Source organism: Paenirhizobium selenitireducens ATCC BAA-1503 (genome assembly GCF_000518785.1).
Classification (GTDB): Bacteria; Pseudomonadota; Alphaproteobacteria; order Rhizobiales; family Rhizobiaceae; genus Allorhizobium; species Allorhizobium selenitireducens.
This window is the reverse complement of record NZ_JAEG01000006.1, coordinates 330,250-353,272: the sequence shown is the minus strand read 5'-3', so window position 1 is coordinate 353,272 and position 23,023 is coordinate 330,250. Positions and strand designations below refer to the sequence as shown.

Here is a 23,023-nt window from a genome sequence, read left to right as displayed (position 1 = left end):
CTCCGTCGGGACAGGACCGGCTCAGCCGCGCAGGCGCTTGGCCGCCGTCATCAGTTCCAGTGCCTTGTCGTAGTCGGGCACGATGTCGTACTCGGCCGAACGGGCCATGTCCTCTTCAAGGCTGTCCCACTGGATGGCGTCCAGCTCGTCCTTGGTGAAGAGTTCGAAGCACTTCGGATTGCCCATCTGGCTGACCGGATTGAACGTGCCTTCGGCGAAGGCGACGGTGTGGGCAACTTCCGGATCCTGGACGTATTTGAGGAATTCGATGGCGAGCGGCGACAGGTCCGGATTGTTGACCGTCGAGGTGATCTCGATCCAGGAAATGCCGCCCTTGCCGTCGATCGGGCCCTTGAGCGGGGTGATGGCCCGCAGGTTCGGATAACCGTCGGCCCGGGCCGGCGAGACGGAATAGGTGCCGCCGGTCATGTAGAGGTCGATTTCGCCGGACACGAGCGCCTGGTTGAGCGAGGCCATGTCGCCGACCATCTTGGCGCCCTTGAACACCTTCTCGGCGGTCGCGGAGAAGGTCTTGAACTCCTCTTCCGTGTGTTCCTTGAACGGATTGATGCCGGCAATCAGGAAGATGTTGAAGACGTTCCAGTCGTCGGATTCCTGGATGCCGTACTTGCCGGCGAGGGCTGTGTCGTTGAACAGGTCCCAGCCCTGTTCTTCCGCCGTCGCCTTGCTGACCTTGTCGGTGTTGACGACGAAGCTGTAGGGCCCGAAGCGCTGGGCCATGCCGAGCAGGTCCTTGCCGTCGTCGCTCATCGCCCAGCGATACGGCGCCTTGAAGTCGGGCAGCATGGTGTCGAAGTAAGGCTCAAACTCGGCGCGCGGCAAAGGCTTGATGAGGCCGGCCGGTGCCATGACCTTGCGGGCCCAGGGATTGTTGACGTTGATCAGGTCCCAGATCTTGGTTTCGCCGGCGCGCAGGCGGTTGATCATGGTCGGGTCGTTGGTCAGGCTCTCGGCCTTGACGGTCGCCGACTGGCTGGAGCGGAACGGGTCGAGCACCTGCGCGGAATTGTAGCCTTCCCAGCAGAGGATGTTCAGTTCCTTCTCGCGCGCGGCAAAGGCGCGCGTGGCGCTTGCCAGCGGTCCGGAAAAGGCCGCCGCGCCCATCATCTGCATCATGTTACGTCTGGAGAGTTTCAGCATTATCGTTCCCCTGTTTTTGGCCGGCTGTGGCGGCTTGTGAACTTATAATGTTGGAACTGTGTCGTAAAAATGTGTGGTTTACAACATCTATTTTCTTCTTCATTGTGCATTGCGCAATGAGGATGTGGCAAGCGAAATGACGCTTGCCGGCGTCCTGCATCCGTCGCCGAATTCCACCTAATGCACGAGAATTACTTTGCATTTCTTTTGGGCAATCGCCGATGCAGGAGTGGCTAGGTTTTAATCTCGCGCAAAAAAATCGGGCAATATCGGCGGCCGAGCCCCCTTGGTCCAGAACAACGAAGTGAGCAAGAAATGTTGAAGTCGCTACAAGGTAAAACAGTTATCGTCACGGGTGGCAGCCGCGGGATCGGCAAGGGCATCGCATTGCGCTTCGGGGAGGCCGGGCTGAACGTGCTCGTCGTGTCGCGCAGCCAGGCGGATGCCGACGCGGTCGCCGCTAAGATCGGTCCGAACGCATCGGGATATGCCGCCGATGTCAGCACGGAAGAAGGCTGCAAGGGCATGGTCGAGGCGGCCGTTGCCCGCTATGGCGGCGTCGACGTGCTGTGCGCCAATGCCGGTATCTTCCCGGCCGCCAAGCTCGGCGAAATGACGGCGGCCGATTTCGATCACGTCATCTCGACCAATCTCAAGAGCACCTTCCTCAGCGTCTCGGCGGTGCTGCCGGCGATGACCAAGGCGGGTTCCGGGCGCATCATCATCACCTCGTCGATCACCGGACCGATCACCGGTTATCCGGGCTGGTCGCATTACGGGGCGAGCAAGGCCGGCCAGCTCGGCTTCATGCGCACGGCGGCGATCGAGCTTGCGCCGAAGAAGATCACCGTGAATGCAGTGATGCCCGGCAACATCATGACGGAAGGCCTCGAAGGCAACGGCCCTGATTATATCGCTTCCATGGAAGCCTCGGTGCCGCTGCGCCGTCTCGGCACGCCGGCCGACATCGCCAATGCCGCGCTGTTCTTCGCCTCCGAAGAGGCCGCCTATATCACCGGCCAGTCGATCGTCGTCGACGGCGGCCAGATCCTGCCGGAATCGCTCGGCGCACTCGAAGCCATGGGCTGAACATGAAAGAAGCCGGGCACGATCGTCGCGCCCGGCTTGCTCGCAAGCTGTTCAGGCGCCTCAGCGCGCCTTGAGGATCGTGTCCAGCGTGCCGGTGAAGAGGTCGGCATCTTCTTGCGAAAAGCACAGCGGCGGGCGGATCTTCAGCGTCGCGCCGTATTTGCCCGCAGCCCCGATCAGGATGCCGTTGTGCTTCAGCTGGTTGATCGCATGGGTGGCGAGGGCGGTGTCGGGCGCCCCGGTTGTCGGGTCGACGAAATCGAGGCCGATGAACAGGCCGGCACCGCGCACGTCGCCGATCTCGGAATGCGTGCCCTGCAAGGCCTCAAGCGATTGCCTGAAATAGCCGCCGACCGCGGCGGACCGCTCGACCAGTCCCTCGTCCTCGATCACCTGCAGCACGGCATGGCCGGCCGCGGCCGCCACGGGATTGCCGCCAAAGGTGTTGAAGTAGCCGGTTTCCTCGCAGAACCGTTTCAGGAATTCCGGCCTTGTGACGACGCCGCCCATCGGGAAGCCGTTGCCCATGGGCTTTCCCATGGTGACGATGTCGGGCGTCACGCCGTGGCGCTCGAAGCCCCACAAACCGCCGCCGGTGCGGCCGAAGCCGGGCTGGACCTCGTCGGCGATCAACAGGCCGCCGGCGCGGTGCACGGCATCGGTCGCCCCTTTGAGGAAGCCGGCCGGATCGGCATAGATGCCGTCGCTGGAAAAAATCGTGTCGATGATCAGTGCGGCAAGGCCGATACCGCGCGACTTCAGCTCGGCGATCGCCTGTTCGACCGAGGCGGCGAAGCTTGCCTCCACGCTCATGCCGTCGCGGGCGGCGGGCGCCGGGATGATTGCCACGAAGGGGGCGGGCTTGCGCTTGCGCAGCGATGAGGGGGAGATTTCCGTCACCAGCGCCGTATTGCCGTGATAGGCGGCCTCGGTGACGATGAAGCCTTCCGCACCGGTGGCGATGCGGGCGATGCGCATGGCGAGATCATTGCTCTCGCTGCCGGTGCAGGTCAGCACGACATTGCTCAGGCTCTGCGGAAACTTGGAGAGCAGCTTTTCGGTATAGGCCTCGACGACGCGGTTGAGGTAGCGCGTGTGGATGTTGAGTTCGCCGACCTGGCGGGCGACGGCCTCGACCACGCGCGGGTGGCAATGGCCGACCGAGGGAACGTTGTTGTAGACGTCTAGATACTGCCGTCCACCGGCGTCATACATATAGGCGCCCCGGGCGCGCACCATCTCGATCGGCTGCTCGTAGAACAGCACGGAAGAAGCGCCGAAGGCCGCCTGGCGTTTGGCGACGCGCTCGGCAAGTTCGGGCGGAAAACCATCGGTGCGGGTGGCATCGAAGCGGTTGAGGTCGAGAATTTCCTTGGTGGCGACGCTCATAGGGCTCTCCTCAACGGGGTTCGGCCAGATAGCGCTTCGCGAGCGCCACGGTGCCGTCTGTATAGGCGGTGCCCATGGACTGGGCCGTCGGCGTCTCGGCATGCGAGGCGATCCAGGCGGTGAGTTGCATGCGGCGGAGCATGATGAACATCGGCAAAGCCGCCTCGTGTTCGGCATCGAGCGGTGCGACGCGCCGGTAGCCTTCGAGCCAGGCCGCCATCAGGTCGGGAATGAAGGGCTCGTGCTCCATGAAGCTGATCGCGGCGGCAAAGTCATAGGCGAACCAGGACAGGCCGCAGTCGTCGAAATCGATGACGCCGAGCCGGTCGCCCTCGACCAGCAGGTTGGCGGCACGCATGTCGCAGTGAACGAGGCCGAAGCGATCGGCGCCGTAGCCGTAGGCCGCGGTCTGGGTTTCGAGCAGCGCGTGGGTGCGTTCGAGGATATCTCTGCCCTCGGGCGTCAATCCTAAGGCGGCGCGCCAGTCGCCCCAATAGGCGCCGTGCCCAAGAATGCGGTCGAAGTTCCAGGTCTTGCGGATGAACCGGTCCGGCCGCGCCCAGCCGCGGCTGTGGCCGTGCAGGCGGGCGTTGATCTCGCCGAGCGTGCCATACCAGCGGACGAGATCGGATTCGGCATCCGGCTCCTTGCCGGGCATATATTCGAAGGCGACAGCATGGCGCATGGTTTCGCCGTCGGAGAAGACCTGCAGCAGGCTTCCATCCATGGCCGTGATCGGCTGCGGCGTGGCGACCACGCTTTCCTGACGCAGCGCCTCGATCCAGGCGAGCTCGGAGAGGATCTCCGCTTCCGTATGGTAGTCCGGCCGATGCACGCGCACGATCAGGTCGCGCCCGCCCTTGGCGTCGGCAATGCGAAAGGTGGCGTTCTCTGAAATCGTCAGCAGCTTGAGATCGGCCTCCGGCGAGACGCCCCAGACCGAGGAGAGGTCCTTCAGACCATGTTCCAGCCTCGACAGAAAATCTGCATCATACAACATTTTGCACGCTCGTTCGGATCATGAGTTGGCAAATCCAACAATATTAATGTTGGAAATGCAACATAAAATATGCAGAAGACACACCTTTCCGGGCATTTAGGGATGCCATTCGGAGCGTGTGGTGTGGCGCTCCAGATCTCTTGCTTCCGGATTTGCGAAGCAAGCTCCATTTAAAGTGTTATTTCCCCTAAGCGGATATCGTCCTATCGTCCCGGTCGATGCGATGCCGGGGAGCGATATGAGCGAGTGGGTGAATTGGGGCGCGCCGCAGGCGCGGCCGAGCCGTTATGACGTGCTGTTCGAGCCGGTGAAGATCGGTCCAGTGACCGCCCGCAACCGCTTCTACCAGGTGCCGCACTGCAACGGCATGGGCTATCGGGACCCGACGGCGCTGGCCCATATGCGCGGCGTGAAGGCCGAGGGCGGCTGGGCTGTCGTCTGCACCGAGCAGGTGGAATTTCACTACACCTCCGAGATCACGCCGTTCATCGAGCTGCGCCTGTGGGACGATCGGGACATTCCGGCGCTGTCGCGCATGGTCGACAAGATCCACGAGGGCGGGGCGCTGGCCGGTATCGAACTTGCCTATAATGGCATGAACGGTTCGAACCTCTACTCGCGCGAAGTGCCGATGGGACCGGCGCATCTCCCCGTTGCCACCTTCACCTATGATCCGGTGCAGGCGCGGCGCATGGATGCCACCGACATCAAGAACATCCGCAAATGGCATCTGGCGGCGGTCAACCGCGCCAAACGCGCCGGTTTCGACCTGATCTATGTCTATGCGGCCCATTCGCTCGGCTTCCTGCACCACTTCCTGTCGCGCCGCTACAACCAGCGCACCGACGAATATGGCGGCGGCATCGAGAACCGCATCCGGCTCCTGCGCGAAATCACCGAGGAGACCAAGGATGCGGTCGGCGACACATGCGCCGTGCCGATCCGCATTTCCGTCGATGAACTGATGGGCGAGGGCGGTCTCTACAAGGAAGAGGTCGAGGACATGATCGGCCTGATGGCCGACCTGCCGGACCTGTGGGACGTGACGCTTGCCGGCTGGGAAAACGACAGCCGCACCTCCCGTTTTGCCGAAGAGGGTGCCCAGGAACCCTTCATCGTCGGCGTCAAGCGGCTCACCTCCAAGCCGGTCGTCGGTGTCGGTCGTTACACGTCGGTCGACCGCATGGTCAGCCTCGTCAACAAGGGCATTCTCGACATGATCGGCGCCGCGCGTCCGTCGATCGCCGATCCGTTCCTGCCGAAGAAGATCGAGGAGGGCCGTTTCGACGACATCCGCGAGTGCATCGGCTGCAATATCTGTGTTTCGGGCGATTTCACCATGTCGCCGATCCGCTGCACGCAGAACCCGACCATGGCCGAGGAATGGCGCAAGGGATGGCATCCGGAAAAGGTGCGCAAGGCCAAGTCGGACAAACCCGTGCTGATCGTCGGCGGCGGACCGGCCGGTCTCGAGGCGGCGCAGACGCTCGGCAAGCGCGGCTATGCCGTGACGCTGGCGGAAGCCGGAACGGAACTCGGCGGCCGCGTGCTGCAGGAGGCGCGTCTGCCGGGGCTCTCCGCCTGGACCCGCGTTGCCGACTATCGCAAGCTGCAGCTCAACCAGCTGGCCAATGTCGAGACCTATTTCGACAGCCGTTTGACGGCCGAAGACGTGCTGGCTTTCGGCATTCCTCGCATAGCCATTGCAACGGGATCGACCTGGCGCAATGACGGCGTTGGACACCTGCATACCATGCCTCTGCCGATCGCCGAAGGTGCTCAGGTCCTCTGTCCGAGCGACGTGATGGCTGGACGCCTGCCGGCTGGCAAGCGCGTCATCGTCTGGGACGACGACCATTATTACATGGGCGGCGTGATGGCCGAGCTGATGGCGGAAAAGGGCTATGAGACCATCTATGCCACGCCTGCGTCCGAGGCGTCGACCTGGACCCGCAACACGATGGAGCAGCACTTCATCCAGAAGCGGCTTCTCGAAAAGGGTGTGACCGTCAAGAGTTTCACGGCGCTGGACGCGATCGGCGCCGGCGAAGCGACGCTGTCCTGCACGTTTACCGGCCGTCAGGAGCGCATGGAGGCCGACGCCGTCGTGCTCGTCACCGCACGCTTGCCGAACGAGGGGCTTTTCCTCGATCTCGTCGCGCGGCAGGCCGAGTGGGCCGATGCCGGCATCGAAAGCGTCACCGCCATCGGCGATGCGCTGGCGCCGGCCACCATTGCCCACGCCACCTATGCCGGCCGCCGCTATGCCGAAGAGCTTGACGGCGAACCGCTGGCCGAAGGCGCCCTGCCTTTCAAGCGCGAAATCACCGAACTCCTGCCAATCGACTGAGGATAGACCATGCTGCCATTCAAACTCGACATGTCCCGCGACCCGCTGGACGCCTGGGGCTCGCCGGAAGACATCGGGGCGACGACGGTCGAGGGGCCGATCCAGGTTGCCGGAAAGCTGCTTTTCGGTTCGTTCGAAACCCCGGTTTCCGGTGGCCTCTACACCGCCACCCAGGGCAAGTATCGCGTCACCTATCCGTTCCACGAGCACGCGACGCTGCTCGACGGGGAACTGGCGATCACCGATGAGGCAAGCGGCGAAACGGTGGTCTATGGTCCCGGCGACAGCTGGATCATTGCCAAGGGCACGCCGCTCCTGTGGCACATCCGTTCGGCATCGATCCGCAAGAGCTATCTGGCGACGACCGTCGATCTGTAAGGACGGATCGGCATGACCAACGCCTACGACATTCTCGAGCGGTTGATTGCCTTCCCCTCCGTCAGCCGGGACGGCAATATCGAGCTCATCCGCTACGTTTCCTCTGTGCTTGCAGAGGCTGGTGTCGAATGTCGTCTGTATCCGTCGCCGGCCGGCGATCGCGCCTCGTTGTTTGCCACCGTCGGGCCGTCAGGTCCCGGCGGCCTGGTGCTGTCGGGGCACACCGACGTGGTTCCGGTCGACGGCCAGGACTGGACGCGCGATCCCTTCCGCCTGTCGGAGCAGGATGGCCGCCTCTACGGGCGCGGCACCACCGACATGAAGGGCTTCGTCGCCTGCGCGATCGAGGCCATGGTGCTGGCGCGCTCGAAGCCGCTCGCTGCACCGCTGCATCTGGCGCTTTCCTATGACGAGGAGATCGGCTGCGTCGGCGTTCGCCCGATGCTGGCGGACTTGGCCAAGGCGGGACTGAGGCCGGACTGGGTTCTGATCGGCGAGCCGACCGCCATGCAGGTCGCCTCCGGGCACAAGGGCAAGCTCGCGGCCCGCGCATCCTGTTGCGGCGTGGCTGCCCATTCCGCATTGGCGCCGACCGGCCTCAACGCCATCCATCTTGCCGCCGATTTTCTCGGTGAACTCCGTGGACTGCAGGCGGACCTTGCCGAAGGGGGCAGCCGCGACGAGGAATACGACATTCCCTACACCACCGTTCATGCCGGCATCATCCAGGGCGGAACGGCGCTCAACATCGTGCCCGAACATTGCCTGCTGGATTTCGAGATCCGCAATGTCGCGGCGGACGATGCAGCAGGCCTGCTCGACCGGCTGTTCGACAAGGCGGAGGCACTCTCCACCGTCGCCCGAAAGCGCTTTCCCAAGGCTGGAATATCGATCGAGATCGTCAACGAATATCCGGGCCTTGCCGGGGACGCAGGCGACGGCGCCCTTGCCCGGGCACTTTCCGCCGCCGGTGCCAATCGCAGCATCAAGGTAGCCTTCGGGACCGAGGGCGGCCTGTTCAAGCAGGCGCTGGCCGTGCCGGCTGTCGTGTGCGGGCCGGGTAGCATGGCGCAAGGCCACAAGGCCGACGAATTCGTCGAACGCAGCCAGATCGAGGCCTGTCGCGCGATGCTTACACGCCTCTGCTTCGGTCTGTCCGCAGCCTGACCACGGCTTCGGAAAAACCAAGGCAGAATGCCCGAAAGAACTAATTTCTCAAAGCCTCCGGCGCTGCCAACAATGTTCGGGATGAGAGACTGGCGGAGCCCGCGGGGCTTCGGATGCGACCGGAGGCCTTCAGCATGATCCGCACAGGGGACGAATACATCGAATCGATCCGCGACGGCCGCGAGGTCTATGTCGGCGGCGAGAAGGTGAGTGATGTCGCCAGCCATCCGATGTTCAAGCCGCTCGTCGATATCCGTGCCCGCATCTACGACATGCAGCACGATGCCAGGACCCGGCATGTCATGGCTTACGAGGAAGATGGCGAATGGAGCGCCATCGGCAACAAGCTGCCACACACCCAGGCCGATTGGTGGGACAAGCGCCGCGCGACGGATACGCTGCTCGAGGATATCGGCGGCATCGTCACCCGGGTGGGAGACGAGACGGTCGGCGAGATGTGGTCGCTGTTCGACGGGCAGGATGTGCTGAACGAGGTCGATCCGCAATTCTCCGCCAATATCCGGAACCACATATCCCGGGTGATCAAGGCCGATCCTTTCCACGTCTCGGCAAATACCGACCCGAAGGGGGACCGCTCCCGGCCGCCGCAGGAGCAGGATCCGGACATGCTGCTGCATGTGGTGAAGGAGACCGATGCCGGTATCGTCGTGCGCGGCGCCAAGTATGAGACGGCCGCCGCCTATGCCAACCAGGCCTTCACCAAGCCGACCATCGCCAACTGGGGCAGCGAAGCCTATTCCGACTATGCCGTCGGCTTCATCTGCGATCTCGGCTCGCCGGGGCTGAAATTCATCTGCCGGACCGGGTTTGCCGGGCGCGCACCGGCGGACGACTATCCCCTGTCGAGCAAGTTCGACGAGGTCGACACACTGGTCATCTTCGACAACGTGCTCATCCCTTGGGAAAACGTGCTGTTCTACCGCCATACCCGGGCGGCGATGTTCATGCGCGCGACGCTGCATCGCTATTCGGCTTTCGCCTTTGTTCAGCGCAATCTGAAGCTCGCCGACATGATGATCGGGGCGGCCCTCTTCAATGCCCGCCAGACCGGTCTCGACAAGCATCAATCCGTCCAGGAAAAGCTTGCTCAGCTTGCCGTCTACCGCGAAGGCATCAATGCGCACCTGACTGCCGCGATCGCCCTGGCCGAGCGCTCGCCCGGCGGGCTGATGATGCCGAACCAGTCACTGCTCTATACCGGCCGCGTTCTGGCCTGTTCGCAGCTTCATGAGATGATGCACATCGCCCGCGAACTGTGCGGCGGGCAGATCTGCGTGACCCCCGACAAGGCAGACTTCGACGCACCGGAGACCAAGCCCTGGCTCGACAAGTTCTATACGGTCAACGAGGACTGGATCGCCGACGACCGCCGCAAGCTGCTGGCCTTTGCCCGCGATCTGCTCAATTCCGACTATGCCGGCCACCGGCTGACCTTCCAGCTGTTTGCCCAGTCGCCGCCTTTCGCGCATCTGGCCGCCGTCTACCGCAATTTCGACTGGGACGGACCGCTCGAACTGGTTCAGAAGGCCGCCGGCCTCTCGGAAAACGTGCTGGGAAAGACGACGCGCACCGCCGGCGACAGCGCGGTCAGCCAGTGGTTCAACACGGCCGTTCCTTCCACGGTAGCAGCCGAATAACGCGGATATCACGCGCCATTGGCGGCAAGCCTGCCGTTGCGTCCGGTGCAGGCGTTCAATCTGTCAGATCCGTGCGTGGCCACCTGTTCTGAACGCAATCGAGGCGGCTTCCTGCCTGGAAAGCCGCCTCGATCGAAATGCAGGCCTCAGCGGACCTTTGCGGCAATCTGTTCGGCGATGTATTTGGCATCGTGCCAGACACCCCAGATGAAGGGCGAGGCGCGGCGCGATAGCCAGGCGAGACCGAGGAAGTAGAAACCCGGCACCTTGGAGACGCCGCGCTGGTGGGCCGGACGGCCCCTTTCATCCATCACGTCGAATTGCAGCCAGCCGAAATCGAGCGCATAGCCGGTTGCCCAGATGATCGTGGTGATGCCGGCCTTGGCGAGATCGAGATCGAGGATCGGGTTCTTCACGCAGTCGGGCTCGGGGCCGATGGTGCGGGCTTCGGGCTCCTCGGGGAAATCCAGTCCTTCGCGCGCAATATGCGCATCGGCGGAATCGAGTACCGAAAGATAGTCGGCATCCCCCATGGCGATGTTCTTCGCCAGATCCGCGGCAAAATGCATGGTGCCATTCTCGAATGATTCCGCGCGGCCGACAAGCGCGATGCCCTGGGCGGCGAGATCGCGGAAATCCACCGTATGGCCGCCGCGGGCGCCGCTGACGGCGATGGTAACATGTTCGGTGGACGGATCCGGCGTCTCGATGTTCCAGAGGCCGAGCGCGCCGAGCCACCAGACGAAATCCTTGCCGCGATAGCTGCGCGGCGGCCGGTTGTGCGGGCCGACCGCGAGATAGACCTTGCGGCCGGCACGCGCCAGTTCGTCGGCAATCTGGACGCCGGAGGAACCGGCGCCGATCACCAGCACGCCACCTTCCGGCAGCTGCGTCGGATTGCAGTAGGACGCCGAATGGATCTGGGTGATGCCGCTGTCGGTCGGCACGACCGGTGGGATCACAGGCTTCTGGAACGGCCCGGTGGCTGCCACCACGTTGCTCGCCTCGATGGTGCCCTGGCTGGTTTCGGCGATGAATCCGGACCCGTCCGGCTTGCGGCTGAGCGCGGTCACCTCGACGCCGCAGCGGATCGGCGCATCGATCTGCTTGGCATAGGCCTCGAAATAGCTGACGATGCTGTCCTTGCTCGCAAACCCGTCCGGGTCCATGTCGAAGGTCATGTTGGGAAAGCGGTCGTGCCAGGCCGGACCGTTGGCCACCAGCGTGTCCCAGCGTTCGCTGCGCCAGCGCTCGGCGATCCGCTTGCGCTCGATGACGAGGTGAGGAACGCCGTTGTTCGTCAGGTGTTCGCTCGCCGCGAGCCCCGCCTGGCCGCCACCGATGACCAGCGTATCGACTTTCTCAACCGTCATGCACGGGCTCCTTCTCTGGAATTCATGACCTCTCAACCCGGGGGGCTGAGGAATGGGAGAATTCGTAGTCGAAGGTGCTGGTTCGGCAAAATATGATTTAGTTCGGCCTTGGTTTGGATATTGCGAAGTAGGGCGTGGCACCCTTTCGGCGATCCTCACAGTCCATGCTCATCGCCGCATTGCCGGCCTGGCTAACCAGCAGGCGCCAATGCTTCGGATTTCCTGATGCAGGGCGCATGGAAAGCCTTCTTTCATTCTCAAGCGACCTGTGGCTCCAGTAAGGGCGACCGCTTTGCGGAGACCGGGAAGAGACCGCAGGAATTGCCGCATGCAGGAGCCGTTTCGACGCCCATTGCGGACAGAATTCCGAAGCCCCTGCCAGCCTTTGCGAGCCCTGTTCAACGGAAGAATGGAATGACCATGCCAGTGCACAAGCGCATCCGCCAGTTCAACACCAAGGACACCTATCCGGAGCAGAAGCTCGACAACGATCTTTGCCAGGTCGTCGTCGCCAGGGGCGCGATGGTTTTCGTTCGCGGCCAGATCGGCCAGAATCTGGACACGGCAGAGAATATCGGCATTGGCGACGTGACCGCCCAGGCGGAGCAGGCCATGGCCAATATCAAGATGCTGCTCGACGAAGCCGGCTCCGAGCTCGCACACATCACCAAGATCGTCATCTATATCGTCGACCCGCGATATCGCGAGCAGGTCTATCGCGTCGTCGGCAAGTGGCTGAAGGGCGTTTTCCCCGTCTCGACCGGTATCGTCGTTTCGGCGCTGGCGCGTCCGGAATGGCTGGTCGAGATCGACGTCACCGCCGTCATCCCCGAGTGAGGCTCCCATGACCTTTTCCATCTCGGCGCGCTGCCCGAAGACCGGCATGATGGGCATCGCGATCTCCTCCTCGTCCCCCGCGGTCGCTGCCCGTTGCGCCCATGCCCGGGCCGGCGCCGGCGTCGTCGCGACGCAGAACATCACGGATCCCTCACTCGGGCCGAAGGGCCTGGACCTGATGGCGCAGGGCCTTGATGCCGAACAGGCGCTCGCAGCGCTTCTTGAAGGCTATGACACGGCGCCGTGGCGCCAGGTCGTATTGCTCGACGCGCAAGGTCGCACCGCGATCCACTCGGGCGAGCACACCCTCGGCACCCATGCGGTCGCCCAGGGCAAGGATTGCGCCGCCGCCGGCAACCTGCTTGCCAATCCCTTCGTGCCGAAGCGCATGGTGGCGGCATTCGAGGAATCGGAAGGTCACCTCGGCGACCGGCTTCTGGTCGCCATGCAGGCAGCGCTTGCCGCGGGCGGCGAGGCGGGTCCCGTCCATTCGGCGGGGCTCTATCTCGTGCGCAACGTCTCCTGGCCGATCGCCGACCTGCGGGTCGACTGGGTGGAAGAGGACCCGATCGGCGAACTGGGCAAGCTGTGGTCGATCTACAAGCCGCAGCTCGAAGATTATGTGACCCGGGCGATCAACCCGACGGCGGCACCCAGCTACGGCGTGCCGGGCGATCTCTGAACAGATAGACGGAAGGCTCCCGATGGTGGATCTGGCACGGCACGACTGGACGAAGGAGGCGGCAGCCATCCGCTTTCGCGACAAGGCTTTCATCGGCGGCAAGCCGGTCGAGGCGCTGTCGGGCGAGACCTTCGATTGCATCAATCCGGCAACGGGCGGGCTTCTTGCCAAGGTCGCCGCCTGTGGCGAGGCCGATGTCGACCGGGCGGTGAAGTCTGCCCGCGCCGCCTTCGAGGATGGCCGCTGGTCCGGCAAGTCGCCGGCCGACCGCAAGGCCGTGCTGTTGAAGCTTGCCGATCTCATTCGCGCCAACATGATCGAACTTGCTCTTCTCGACAGTCTGGACATGGGCAAGCTGGTCATGGATGCGGCAACCGTCGACGTGCCCGGCTCCGCCGCGATCTTCCAGTGGTATGCCGAAGCAATCGACAAGGTCTATGACGAGGTGGCTCCGACCGGTCCTGGCAATCTGGCGATTGTCCGCCGCGAGCCGCTCGGCGTCGTCGGCGCGGTCGTGCCGTGGAATTTCCCGCTCGACATGGCCACCTGGAAATGTGCTCCGGCGTTGGCCATGGGCAATAGCGTGGTGCTCAAGCCGGCCGAACAATCGCCGCTTTCGGCGCTGCGTCTTGCCGAGCTTGCGGTCGAAGCGGGCTTGCCGGACGGCGTTCTCAATGTCGTGCCCGGCCTTGGCGAAGTGACCGGCCGGGCGCTTGGTCTGCACCCCGATGTCGACTGCATCACGTTTACCGGGTCGACCCAGGTCGGCAAATATTTCCTCGGCTATTCCGCCCAGTCGAACATGAAACAGGTCTGGCTGGAATGCGGCGGCAAGAGCCCCAACCTGATCTTTGCCGATTGCGAGGATCTCGACGCCGCCGCCGACATGGCCGCCTTCGGCATCTTCTTCAACCAGGGTGAAATCTGCTCGGCCAATTCTCGTCTTCTGGTCGAACGCTCCATCGCCGACGCCTTTCTCGAAAAGATGGCGGAGCGGGCCAGGCGCTACACGCCCGGCAATCCGCTCGATCCTAAATCCAGCATGGGGGCGATCGTCGACGAGGGCCAGACGGCCCGCATCATGTCCTTCATCGAACATGGCCGAAAGACCAGCCGGCTCGTCAGCGGCGGCGAACAGGTGAGGGTGGATGGCAAGGGCTGCTTCGTCCAGCCGACGATCTTCGCCGATGTCGATGCCGACGACAGACTGTCGCGGGAGGAGATCTTCGGCCCGGTGCTTGCGGTGTCGACCTTCGACAGCGAGGGGGAGGCGATCGCCCGCGCCAACGACACGATCTACGGGCTTGCCGCCTCTGTCTGGACCTCGAACCTGTCGCGCGCCCATCGCGTGTCGGAAAAGCTGCGTGCCGGCACGGTGTCGGTCAACACCGTCGATGCGCTTTCGCCGATGACGCCGTTCGGCGGTTTCAAGCAATCCGGCATCGGGCGGGACCTGTCCCTGCATGCCTTCGATAAATTCAGTGGACTCAAGACCACCTGGATCAAATACTAGGGTCCTGATACAGGACCCTCCGCATGCGCTTTACGCTCAGACAACTCGAATATTTCATTGCTGCCGGCGAGACCGGCAGCATCACCCAGGCCTCCGAGCGCATCAACATCTCGCAGCCCTCCATCTCGACGGCGATTTCCCAGCTGGAGCTGGAACTCGACGTGCAACTGTTCGTCCGGCATCACGCCCAGGGTTTGTCGCTGACGCCGGCGGGACGTTCCATGCTGCTCGAAGCCAAGCGGCTGATCGAGCAGGCCGAATCACTCTACAGTGTCGCCTCCGAGGCGAGCGATGAAGTCCGCGGCCAGTTGAACGTCGGGTGCCTGACGACCCTTGCACCGATGATCCTTCCGGAACTCGCCCTGTCCTTTACCTCGGGTTTTCCGAGGGCCAGCATCCGGCCGCATGCCGACAACCAGGAAATGCTGCTCAGCGGACTGCGCCGGGCCGTGATCGACGTGGCCGTGACCTACGACCTTCAGATACCCGACGACGTCGAGTTTACCCCGCTCGTCGACCTGCCGGTGCATGCGCTGGTCGGCGAGTCACATCCGCTCGCCCGCCATTCGGCCGTCACCTTGCAGGAACTTGCCGAACTGCCGATGGTCTTTCTCGACCTGCCGCTGTCCAGCGAATACTTTCTGGCGCTGTTCATGAAGGAAGGGCTCCAGCCCAATATCGCCTTCCGCATCGCTCACCCGGACATCATCCGCACCATGGTGGCCAATGGCTATGGCTACACGCTCGCCAATGTCACGCCGCGCTCCGACACCGCGCTAGACGGTCGCAAGGTGGTGCGCGTCCGTCTCTCCGGCGACCATCGTCCGATGACGATTGGCTTCGCGACGTTGAAATCCCTGCGCAAGTCCCGCCTTCTCACCGCTTTTGCCAACCACGCCCGGGCATTTATCTCCGATGCTTACATCCCCGGCATGGTGGCGCCGGCGATGAGTCAGAAGCGCCGTTAGGCCTCTCTTCCCCGGCTTTAGACCTGCTTAGGCTGGGCCTAAGCAGCTTCACCGAAAATGCTTATTTTTCCGACGAATGAAGCGTGGTTTCCTTTTTTCATCGGCCGGCAAGCCGACGGGAAACGGGCGGGCGCTGCCAGTTCGCGGCCATCGATCCAATTCTCTGTTGGCAGAGAGGCCCCCCGATCGCACCTCAGAACAAAAAAGGGAACGCCATGACTAAGACATTTTCCAAGCTTCGGAAGGCCGCACTGGCAGCTGGGGTTGCCATGCTGGCTGCCTCTGCTTCGTCTGCGGAAGCCGGCACAATGAAACTCGGCATGACCACCTGGGTCGGTTACGGCCCGCTCTTCCTCGCCCGCGACATGGGCTACTTCAAGGAAAACGGCCTCGACGTGACGCTCGAGATCATCGAGGAATCGTCGATGTACATGGCGGCGGCCGCCGCCGGCGAGCTGGATGGCAGCGCGTCGACCATTGACGAAATCATGAAATACCGCTCCTCCGACGTGTGCTTCAAGGCCGTCTACGCCCTCGACGACAGCCATGGCGGCGATGGCGTGCTGGCGCCGAAGGAGGTCAAGAGCCTTGCCGACATCAAGGGCATGGAAGTGGCGATGAACGAAGGTTCGGTCTCGCAGTTCTGGTTCAACATCCTGCTCAAGCAGGCCGGCCTGACCGAAGCGGACGTCAAGATCACCAATATGACCGCCGATGACGCGGCCGCCGCCTTCATGGCCGACCGTATTCCCGTCGCCGTCACCTGGGAGCCGCACCTGACGCTCGCCAAACAGGCGGACAAGGGCCAGGTTTTCATCGACTCGTCCAAGACCCCCGGCGCGATCGTCGATGTCGTGGCGCTGAACTGCGACTATATCGCCAAGAACCCGAAGGACGTCGATGCGCTGGTGAAGGGCCTCTACAAGGCCAACGAGTTCATCAAGTCGGACCAGGAAAAGGCCTATGAAGTCATGGCCAAGGGCGTCGGCGGCTGGCTCGAGGACCCCAAGGAATTCGCCTCGTCTGCCAAGGGCGTCAATTTCTACGGCAAGGACCGCAATGCCGAGTTCTTCAAGGGCGGCGACGAGGGCGAGGCCGGCAAGCTGATCAAGCTCGGCACCGAAATCTGGGGCAGCTTCGGCAAGCTCAAGATGGATATCAAGTTCGCCGACCTGGTCGACACCACCTTCGTCGACGCAAAGTAACGGTCAAGCGGGGCGCCGGCTCAAGGCGCCCCCATCATCCGGCCGAGGTGGACCCGTCCGCCCGCCGAATATCCTTGTCATTCCTTCCCCGGCCGGTGCTGTCGGTCAACCGAAGGAGCGGAGCACGCCCCGTGAGCGATCAATCCCTGCTTAAATCCATCCGTACGCCCTTCCGCGCCATTCCGCGTGGTCTCGCCGTCACGCTCAGCGTTCTCGTCTGGGTGCTGGTGATCGCGGGCTGGTTCGCGCTCACCTATTCGGGTGTGGTGAAGGAGATGTTCCTGCCCCGGCCCGAGGCCGTCTTCATGACGACCATCAAGATGGCCGCCGACGGCAGCCTGTGGGAACACATGCTCGCCAGTGTCCAGGTGGTGCTGATCGGCTTTGTCGTATCCAGCCTGGTCGCCGTGCCGCTCGGCCTGACCATGGGGACCTACCGGATCGTCCAGGCCTTTCTGGATCCACTGGTCAACTTCATCCGCTACCTGCCGGTGACCTCGTTCGTGCCCTTGTTCATCCTGTGGATCGGCATCGGCATCGAGCAGCGCGTCGCCGTCATCATCTTCGGCATCTTCTTCCAGCAGTTGGTGATGATCGCCGACAGTGCCCGGGGCGTGCCGCGCGATCTGGTCAATGCCGCCTACACGCTTGGCACGCGCCGTGTCGATACGGTCTTTCATATCGTCCTGCCGGCGACGCTGCCCAACGTGCTCGACGTCCTGCGCGTGACGATGGGCTGGGCCTGGACCTATCTCGTCGTGGCGGAGCTTGTCGCCGCCCGCAGCGGCCTCGGCTACATCTCGCTGAAAGCCATGCGCGGCTTCCAGGTCGACGTCATCTTCATGGCGATCGCGATGATCGGCATCCTCGGTCTTTTCACCGATCAGTTGTTCCGCATCGTTCGCCGTGTGGCCGCCCCCTGGGCCAATTGAGGAATTCCCTGTAATGTCCGTGTTGAACATTTCGACCAATCCCATCAGCTCCGACATCGATATCGACAATGTGGTGCTGCGCTACGGCAAGGGCGACAATGCCGTCCTGGCTCTGGATGGCATCTCCTTTCATGTCGAGCGCAACGAGTTCTGCGTCATCGTCGGTCCGTCCGGCTGCGGCAAGTCGAGCCTGCTTTATCTCATCGCCGGCCTCGAGGATCGCACGGACGGCATGATCAAGGTCGGTGGCAAGCCGGTGACCGAACCCGGCCCCGACCGGGGCATGGTATTCCAGGCCTACACACTGTTTCCCTGGCTGACGGTCGCGCAGAACGTCGAATATGGCCCCAAACGCAAGGGTATAGCCCCGGCCGCGCGCAAGGACATCGTCAATCACTTCCTGACCGAAGTCGGTCTGGCGAAGTTTGCCAACCATTATCCGTCCCAGCTTTCCGGCGGCATGAAACAGCGCGTGGCGATCGCCCGCGCGCTGGCCAATGACCCGGAAGTGCTGCTGATGGACGAACCTTTCGGCGCGCTCGACAGCCAGACCCGCCACAGCATGCAGAAGCTGCTGCTGAAGGTCTGGGACCACACGAAGAAGACCGTGCTGTTCGTCACCCACGATATCGACGAGGCCATCCTGCTCGCCGACCGAGTCTTCGTCATGTCGGGCCGTCCAGGCCAGATCAAGAAGGAGATCCGCGTCGACATTCCCCGACCGCGCAGCATGGACCTGGTGATGGAGCCGGACTTCATCGCCATGAAGCGGGAGATCCTTGAGCTTCTGAAGAACGACGAGGACGAGGATCACTGACGACACAGGCCTGCCGCGGCCCAGGGCCGCGGCAAGGGGTCGTCACGCAATCGCACGGTACGAGGGCAAGAGCTTGGAAAATGCGGAGTTCGACTACATCGTCATCGGGGCCGGTTCGGCCGGCTGTGTTCTTGCCAACCGGCTGAGCGCGGATCCCGCCAACCGCGTCTGCCTGATCGAGGCGGGCGGCAGCGATGACAGCATGCAGGTGCGGGTGCCCGCCGGCATCCTGTCGCTCTACGGCAATCCGAAATACGACTATGGCTATGTCGGCGTGCCCCAGCCGCATCTCAATGGCCGCCGCATTCCGGTCAACCGCGGCAAGGCGCTCGGCGGTTCGAGCACCATCAACTCCATGGTCTATATCCGCGGCGCGGCCCAGGACTACGACGATTGGGCCGCACTCGGCTGCGATGGCTGGTCCTATGCCGATGTCCTGCCGACCTTCAAGGCGTTGGAGAAAAACCTGCTCTCGCAGGATTCCGCCTATCACGGCTTTGACGGCGAGCTGCTGGTCGACAATCCGCGCGACCCGAACGCCGTGTCGAGGATGTGGGTGGAGGCCGGAAAGAATGCCGGCCTGCCCGAAAACCGCGACTTCAATGGCCAGAGCCAGTTCGGCCTTGGCATCTACAATGTGACCCAGGACCGAGGCGCGCGCTTCTCGGCCTTTACCGCTTTCGTTCGTCCGGTCCTTGGCCGGACGAACCTGACGATCATGTCGGGCACCGAGGTTGTCGACCTCGAGAGCGAGGGTGGCCATGTGCGTGCCGTCAACATCGTCAAGGACGGAGCCCCGCGGCGCCTCATCTGCCGGGCTGAAGTCGTGTTGAGCGCCGGGGCGATCGGTTCGCCGCGCATCCTGCTTGCCTCCGGTATCGGCCCGGCGGCAGAGCTGAAAGCCGCCGGCATCGCCCCTGTCGCGGACGTGCCCGGCGTCGGCAAGAACCTGCGCGACCATGTCGACGGCATGATCACGGTACGTTCCGCGAGCACGAAGACGCTGGGCCTTTCGGTCGCCAACCTGCCGGCCATGCTGGCGGCACCGTTCCAGTATTTCGCCCGCCGCAAGGGAATGCTGAGCACCAACTACGTGGAAGCCGGCGGCTTCGCCAAAACGAAATATGCGGGCGACATAGCCGACATCCAGTTCCATTTCGTTCCCGGCTATCGCAGCCACCGCGGCCGGCTGGTCGAATACGGCCATGGCTATGCGGTCCATACCTGCGTTCTGCGGCCGCGCAGCATTGGCGAACTGGCGCTGGTGCGCGATGGGAGCCGCCGGAACGTGGCGATCGACCATCGCTTTTTCAGCGACGAACACGACGCCCTGACCCTCGTCGAGGGCATCAAGGTCGCCCGCGCGATCCTCTCCTCACCGGTCTTCGGGGACATTCGCGGCCCGGAAATCCTGCCGGGTCCGGATGTCAACACGGATGACGAGATCCTCGCCTATCTGAGGGCCGAGGCCCTGACCGTCTATCATCCGGTCGGCACGGCAAAAATGGGAACGGATGCGATGGCCGTCGTCGATCCGAAGGAACTCAAGGTTCGCGGCTTTGCCAATCTGAGGGTCGCGGACGCTTCGATCATGCCGACCCTCATCGGTGGCAATACCAACGCACCGGCGATGATGATCGGGCAGATGGCGGCGGAAAGGATCTTGTGACGGCTCCCGCCGCCGCCGTCAGTCGTCGAGCGGTTTCAGAAACTCCGACACCGCCTTGAGACAGGCCTCCTGTTCCTCGACATGCGGCATGTGGCTCGATTGCTCGAAGACCATCCAGCGGCAGCCGGGCACGCGTTCGACATAGGGGCGAACCACTTCCGGCGTCGCTTCGTCGTATCGCCCCGAGATGAGCAGGGTGGGGGCCTCGATGAGGGGGAGGCGGTCCTCGATGGTCCAGTCCTTCATCGTACCGATGACGTGAAATTCGGTCGGGCCATTCATGTTGCGATAGACGGTATTGTCCTCGTCCATGATGGCGAAGGTGCGCGATACCTCTGGCGGCCAGGGAACGACACGGCAGACGTGGCGGTCGTAGAAGACGCGCGAGGCGGCGATATAGTCCGGGTCGGTCAGGGTCCCGGCCGTCTCGTGGCGGGTGAGGGTATCCTGCACATCCTGCGGCAGTTCGCGCCTGAGGCGGTTTGCCTCTTCCACCCAGGTCTTCATGTTGGCCGGCGAATTGGCGATGACCAGCGCCTTCAGGCCGGCCGGGCGGCGCACGGCGTGCTCGGCGCCCAGCATGCCGCCCCAGGACTGGCCGAGAAAGGCGTAGCGGTCCTGGATGCCCAGATGGGCTAGCAGCGCGTCGAGTTCCTCGAGAAAGAGCTCCACGGTCCAGAAGTCCGGACCCTTGTCGGGAAGGCGGGTCGAGTTGCCGTTGCCGAGCTGGTCGTAGTGGATCACCGCGCGGCCGTCGAGGGCGCTGATATGCTTGAAGGAATCGACGTAGTCATGGGTGCAGCCCGGACCGCCATGGGCGACGACGAGCGGCAGCCTCTGCGAATCCAGCGAGCCGGTGATGCGATACCAGGTGCGGTAGTCGCGAAACGGCAGATAGCCTTCGGTGGCATTCAGGTCGGTCATGGGCATCTCCCTTCGTCGGCTTGGGTCGCGAGACCATAGCGGAGCGGAAGTGCGGCCGGCAGCTATCAGAAGTTATAGGGTGCGCCCGGCCTTACAGCAGGCGGTAATGACTGGCGAGCACGACCGCCTGGGTGCGGTTCCTGGCGCCGAGCTTCTTGGCGGCGGCGTTCAGGTGCATGACGACGGTCGGCACCGATCGGTCGATGATGCGGGAGATTTCCTTGGCCGAATAGCCTTCCGCCGAATAACGCAGGCATTCGCTTTCCCGCTCCGTCAGGCGCGCGGTGGAGACGCTGCGCGCGCCGGCGTCGAACATCGCATAGGCGGCTTCGTGGAAGACCTGTGCGGCAAGGCTGAACTCGGCGATATGGTGCTGCGCCTCGCGGGAGAAGTCGCCGCCCCGGCCGAAATGCACGGCGGTGACGGTCGCATAGTCGCCGCGCGGCGTGTGCACTGGTACGGTGATGCCGCGCGACATGTCCCGCTCCCGCAGATAGTGGGCAACCGGCCCGGTCTCCTCGGTCATGAACCGGCTGATCAGCGTTGCCGCGTCCGGATCGTAGTTCCAGAAGAAGGGCACGGTGGTGCGGCACGCGAGCCGCTGCACCGGGTCGATGCGGAAATAGCCGCGATTGAACCAGTAGTCGGGCATATCGTCGGCGATGTTGCGCAGCTTCAGCAGTGAGGGGAGCATGATGTCGCCGTTGTAGTCGAAGGGCACCGGCGTATAGTCGTAAATGAGGGCATCGAAACCGAGCTGCCTCGCGGTCTCGTACATCTGGTCGACGCTGCCGTCCACCGTTTCGGCGGCGGAAAACCTCTCCCTGAGGACCGCAATTTCGTCCAGCATTTCTTGCTCCGGCAAGCATCCCGATCCGGGCAACCTATCACTTCTTATAGCTGGTGTGGACCCGTCATTCCGTTAAAAATTAGCCATGCTCAAATGTTGGGCATGGGAATTCGAGGGCAGGGACGGGCATATGTGGCGAGAGATGGAGCCGGACGCACGCATCGAGGTCGATGTCGACGGTCGTCGGGTGATTGCCTATAGCTTCGGCAGTGGCGCGGAGACGATCTTCTGCCTCAACGGCGGTCCGGGCCTGCCCTGCGACTATCTGCGGGAGGCCCATTCCTGCCTGGTGGATCAAGGCTACCGCGTCGTCGCCTTCGACCAGCTCGGCACCGGCGCCTCGGACCGGCCGGAGGACGAAGCCCTGTGGACCATCGGTCGTTATGTGGAGGAAACGGAGACCGTCAGAAAGGCGCTCGGCCTCGGCAAGGTCCACATGCTCGGCCATTCCTGGGGCGGCTGGCTCGCCATCGACTATGCGCTGACCTATCCGGAAAACCTGGCGACGCTGATCCTTGAGGATACCGTTGCCGACATGCCCCATCTCGTCGTCGAGCTGGAACGGCTGCGCGCGGCGCTCGGGTCCGAGACGGTCGCGATGATGCAGAAGCACGAGGCCGAGGGTAGTTTCGACCATCCCGAATACATGGCCGCCGTCACCATCCTCAACTACCGCCATGTCTGCCGCCTGCCGGAATGGCCGGCGCCCGTCAAACGCTCGCTCGACGACTGGAACATGGGGCCCTATGTGACCATGCAGGGACCGAACGAGTTTCTCTACACCGGCAATCTCAAGGACTGGAACCGGATCCCCGACCTGCCGAAGATCAAGGTTCCGGTGCTGATCACGGTGGGCGAGCACGACGAACTGACCCCGGCCTGCGCGCTGCGCATGAAGATCGCCTTGCCCGGTGCCGAGCTCAAGGTGATCCGCAATGCGAGCCACATGCCGTTCTACGAAAATCCCGAGGAATATTATCCGGTGCTCACCGGATTTCTCGCGCGCAACAGGGCAAGCTGATGGCGTTCATCCTCCCAAGACTGAATTCGGCAAGGAGAGA

At 63.3% G+C, this 23,023-nt stretch carries 20 protein-coding genes; 14 read left to right on the top strand and 6 right to left on the bottom strand.

Features of this window, described 5'->3' with window-relative positions:
• Positions 1 to 21: 21 nt before the first annotated feature.
• Entirely contained in the window at positions 22 to 1,161 is a 1,140-nt protein-coding gene (locus tag L867_RS0109075; RefSeq protein ID WP_028736585.1) for an ABC transporter substrate-binding protein, read from the bottom strand.
• A gap of 315 nt (positions 1,162 to 1,476) precedes the next feature.
• Here L867_RS0109075 and fabG point away from each other — a divergent pair, with 315 nt between their 5' ends.
• Positions 1,477 to 2,250 (top strand): 3-oxoacyl-ACP reductase FabG, encoded by a 774-nt coding sequence (fabG, locus tag L867_RS0109065; RefSeq protein ID WP_028736584.1) that lies wholly within the window; start codon positions 1,477 to 1,479, stop codon positions 2,248 to 2,250.
• A gap of 60 nt (positions 2,251 to 2,310) precedes the next feature.
• Here the strand turns inward: fabG and L867_RS0109060 are convergent, their stop codons facing one another.
• Entirely contained in the window at positions 2,311 to 3,639 is a 1,329-nt protein-coding gene (locus tag L867_RS0109060) for an aspartate aminotransferase family protein (RefSeq protein ID WP_028736583.1), read from the bottom strand.
• Between the two features lie 10 nt (positions 3,640 to 3,649).
• Positions 3,650 to 4,639: a phosphotransferase enzyme family protein gene (locus L867_RS0109055; protein ID WP_028736582.1), complete on the bottom strand. Its 990-nt coding sequence runs from the start codon at positions 4,637 to 4,639 to the stop codon at positions 3,650 to 3,652.
• Between the two features lie 238 nt (positions 4,640 to 4,877).
• Between L867_RS0109055 and L867_RS0109050 the strand changes: the two genes are divergently transcribed.
• From L867_RS0109050 to L867_RS0109035, 4 genes are all read left to right on the top strand, one after another.
• The gene (locus L867_RS0109050) at positions 4,878 to 6,989 is read left to right on the top strand and encodes an oxidoreductase (protein ID WP_051438892.1); all 2,112 of its coding nucleotides are present in this window, start codon (positions 4,878 to 4,880) and stop codon (positions 6,987 to 6,989) included.
• A gap of 9 nt (positions 6,990 to 6,998) precedes the next feature.
• On the top strand, positions 6,999 to 7,367 hold the full coding sequence (locus tag L867_RS0109045) for a cupin domain-containing protein (protein WP_051438891.1): 369 nt from the start codon (positions 6,999 to 7,001) through the stop codon (positions 7,365 to 7,367).
• A 12-nt stretch (positions 7,368 to 7,379) separates the two neighbouring features.
• Complete coding sequence (argE, locus tag L867_RS0109040; RefSeq protein WP_028736579.1) at positions 7,380 to 8,534, top strand: acetylornithine deacetylase; 1,155 nt, start codon at positions 7,380 to 7,382, stop codon at positions 8,532 to 8,534.
• A gap of 134 nt (positions 8,535 to 8,668) precedes the next feature.
• Positions 8,669 to 10,192, top strand: a complete 1,524-nt coding sequence (locus L867_RS0109035) for a 4-hydroxyphenylacetate 3-hydroxylase family protein (RefSeq protein ID WP_028736578.1) — start codon at positions 8,669 to 8,671, stop codon at positions 10,190 to 10,192.
• 146 nt (positions 10,193 to 10,338) lie between these two features.
• Here L867_RS0109035 and L867_RS0109030 read toward each other — a convergent pair whose 3' ends face one another.
• Positions 10,339 to 11,565 (bottom strand): flavin-containing monooxygenase, encoded by a 1,227-nt coding sequence (locus L867_RS0109030; protein WP_037172937.1) that lies wholly within the window; start codon positions 11,563 to 11,565, stop codon positions 10,339 to 10,341.
• A 420-nt stretch (positions 11,566 to 11,985) separates the two neighbouring features.
• Here L867_RS0109030 and L867_RS0109025 point away from each other — a divergent pair, with 420 nt between their 5' ends.
• The 8 genes from L867_RS0109025 to L867_RS0108990 all read left to right on the top strand — a co-directional run bounded on the left by L867_RS0109025 (position 11,986) and on the right by L867_RS0108990 (position 20,188).
• Complete coding sequence (locus L867_RS0109025) at positions 11,986 to 12,402, top strand: RidA family protein (RefSeq protein WP_028736576.1); 417 nt, start codon at positions 11,986 to 11,988, stop codon at positions 12,400 to 12,402.
• Between the two features lie 7 nt (positions 12,403 to 12,409).
• Positions 12,410 to 13,084, top strand: a complete 675-nt coding sequence (locus L867_RS0109020) for a DUF1028 domain-containing protein (protein WP_028736575.1) — start codon at positions 12,410 to 12,412, stop codon at positions 13,082 to 13,084.
• Between the two features lie 22 nt (positions 13,085 to 13,106).
• Positions 13,107 to 14,597, top strand: coding sequence for an aldehyde dehydrogenase (locus L867_RS0109015; protein ID WP_028736574.1), 1,491 nt, complete (start codon positions 13,107 to 13,109; stop codon positions 14,595 to 14,597).
• A 23-nt stretch (positions 14,598 to 14,620) separates the two neighbouring features.
• On the top strand, positions 14,621 to 15,565 hold the full coding sequence (locus tag L867_RS0109010) for a LysR family transcriptional regulator (protein WP_028736573.1): 945 nt from the start codon (positions 14,621 to 14,623) through the stop codon (positions 15,563 to 15,565).
• Between the two features lie 215 nt (positions 15,566 to 15,780).
• A complete protein-coding gene (locus L867_RS0109005; protein ID WP_028736572.1) occupies positions 15,781 to 16,770 on the top strand; it encodes an ABC transporter substrate-binding protein in 990 nt (329 codons plus the stop codon).
• 131 nt (positions 16,771 to 16,901) lie between these two features.
• Positions 16,902 to 17,702, top strand: a complete 801-nt coding sequence (locus L867_RS0109000; protein WP_028736571.1) for an ABC transporter permease — start codon at positions 16,902 to 16,904, stop codon at positions 17,700 to 17,702.
• Between the two features lie 13 nt (positions 17,703 to 17,715).
• Positions 17,716 to 18,519 (top strand): ABC transporter ATP-binding protein, encoded by an 804-nt coding sequence (locus tag L867_RS0108995; protein ID WP_028736570.1) that lies wholly within the window; start codon positions 17,716 to 17,718, stop codon positions 18,517 to 18,519.
• A gap of 73 nt (positions 18,520 to 18,592) precedes the next feature.
• Positions 18,593 to 20,188, top strand: a complete 1,596-nt coding sequence (locus tag L867_RS0108990) for a GMC family oxidoreductase (RefSeq protein WP_028736569.1) — start codon at positions 18,593 to 18,595, stop codon at positions 20,186 to 20,188.
• 18 nt (positions 20,189 to 20,206) lie between these two features.
• Here the strand turns inward: L867_RS0108990 and L867_RS0108985 are convergent, their stop codons facing one another.
• Together L867_RS0108985 and L867_RS0108980 are read right to left on the bottom strand one after the other, a co-directional pair.
• The gene (locus L867_RS0108985) at positions 20,207 to 21,112 is read right to left on the bottom strand and encodes a proline iminopeptidase-family hydrolase (RefSeq protein WP_028736568.1); all 906 of its coding nucleotides are present in this window, start codon (positions 21,110 to 21,112) and stop codon (positions 20,207 to 20,209) included.
• Between the two features lie 91 nt (positions 21,113 to 21,203).
• A complete protein-coding gene (locus L867_RS0108980) occupies positions 21,204 to 21,962 on the bottom strand; it encodes a LuxR family transcriptional regulator (RefSeq protein WP_028736567.1) in 759 nt (252 codons plus the stop codon).
• 130 nt (positions 21,963 to 22,092) lie between these two features.
• Between L867_RS0108980 and L867_RS0108975 the strand changes: the two genes are divergently transcribed.
• On the top strand, positions 22,093 to 22,983 hold the full coding sequence (locus L867_RS0108975; RefSeq protein WP_028736566.1) for a proline iminopeptidase-family hydrolase: 891 nt from the start codon (positions 22,093 to 22,095) through the stop codon (positions 22,981 to 22,983).
• Positions 22,984 to 23,023: the final 40 nt, after the last annotated feature.

Bases quoted from the DNA above. Each gene is read 5' to 3' on its own strand.
- L867_RS0109075 (WP_028736585.1), bottom strand. From the start codon at position 1,161: ATGCTGAAACTCTCCAGACGTAACATGATGCAGATGATGGGCGCGGCG.
- fabG (WP_028736584.1), top strand. From the start codon at position 1,477: ATGTTGAAGTCGCTACAAGGTAAAACAGTTATCGTCACGGGTGGCAGC.
- L867_RS0109060 (WP_028736583.1), bottom strand. From the start codon at position 3,639: ATGAGCGTCGCCACCAAGGAAATTCTCGACCTCAACCGCTTCGATGCC.
- L867_RS0109055 (WP_028736582.1), bottom strand. From the start codon at position 4,639: ATGTTGTATGATGCAGATTTTCTGTCGAGGCTGGAACATGGTCTGAAG.
- L867_RS0109050 (WP_051438892.1), top strand. From the start codon at position 4,878: ATGAGCGAGTGGGTGAATTGGGGCGCGCCGCAGGCGCGGCCGAGCCGT.
- L867_RS0109045 (WP_051438891.1), top strand. From the start codon at position 6,999: ATGCTGCCATTCAAACTCGACATGTCCCGCGACCCGCTGGACGCCTGG.
- argE (WP_028736579.1), top strand. From the start codon at position 7,380: ATGACCAACGCCTACGACATTCTCGAGCGGTTGATTGCCTTCCCCTCC.
- L867_RS0109035 (WP_028736578.1), top strand. From the start codon at position 8,669: ATGATCCGCACAGGGGACGAATACATCGAATCGATCCGCGACGGCCGC.
- L867_RS0109030 (WP_037172937.1), bottom strand. From the start codon at position 11,565: ATGACGGTTGAGAAAGTCGATACGCTGGTCATCGGTGGCGGCCAGGCG.
- L867_RS0109025 (WP_028736576.1), top strand. From the start codon at position 11,986: ATGCCAGTGCACAAGCGCATCCGCCAGTTCAACACCAAGGACACCTAT.
- L867_RS0109020 (WP_028736575.1), top strand. From the start codon at position 12,410: ATGACCTTTTCCATCTCGGCGCGCTGCCCGAAGACCGGCATGATGGGC.
- L867_RS0109015 (WP_028736574.1), top strand. From the start codon at position 13,107: ATGGTGGATCTGGCACGGCACGACTGGACGAAGGAGGCGGCAGCCATC.
- L867_RS0109010 (WP_028736573.1), top strand. From the start codon at position 14,621: ATGCGCTTTACGCTCAGACAACTCGAATATTTCATTGCTGCCGGCGAG.
- L867_RS0109005 (WP_028736572.1), top strand. From the start codon at position 15,781: ATGACTAAGACATTTTCCAAGCTTCGGAAGGCCGCACTGGCAGCTGGG.
- L867_RS0108995 (WP_028736570.1), top strand. From the start codon at position 17,716: ATGTCCGTGTTGAACATTTCGACCAATCCCATCAGCTCCGACATCGAT.
- L867_RS0108985 (WP_028736568.1), bottom strand. From the start codon at position 21,112: ATGACCGACCTGAATGCCACCGAAGGCTATCTGCCGTTTCGCGACTAC.
- L867_RS0108980 (WP_028736567.1), bottom strand. From the start codon at position 21,962: ATGCTGGACGAAATTGCGGTCCTCAGGGAGAGGTTTTCCGCCGCCGAA.
- L867_RS0108975 (WP_028736566.1), top strand. From the start codon at position 22,093: ATGTGGCGAGAGATGGAGCCGGACGCACGCATCGAGGTCGATGTCGAC.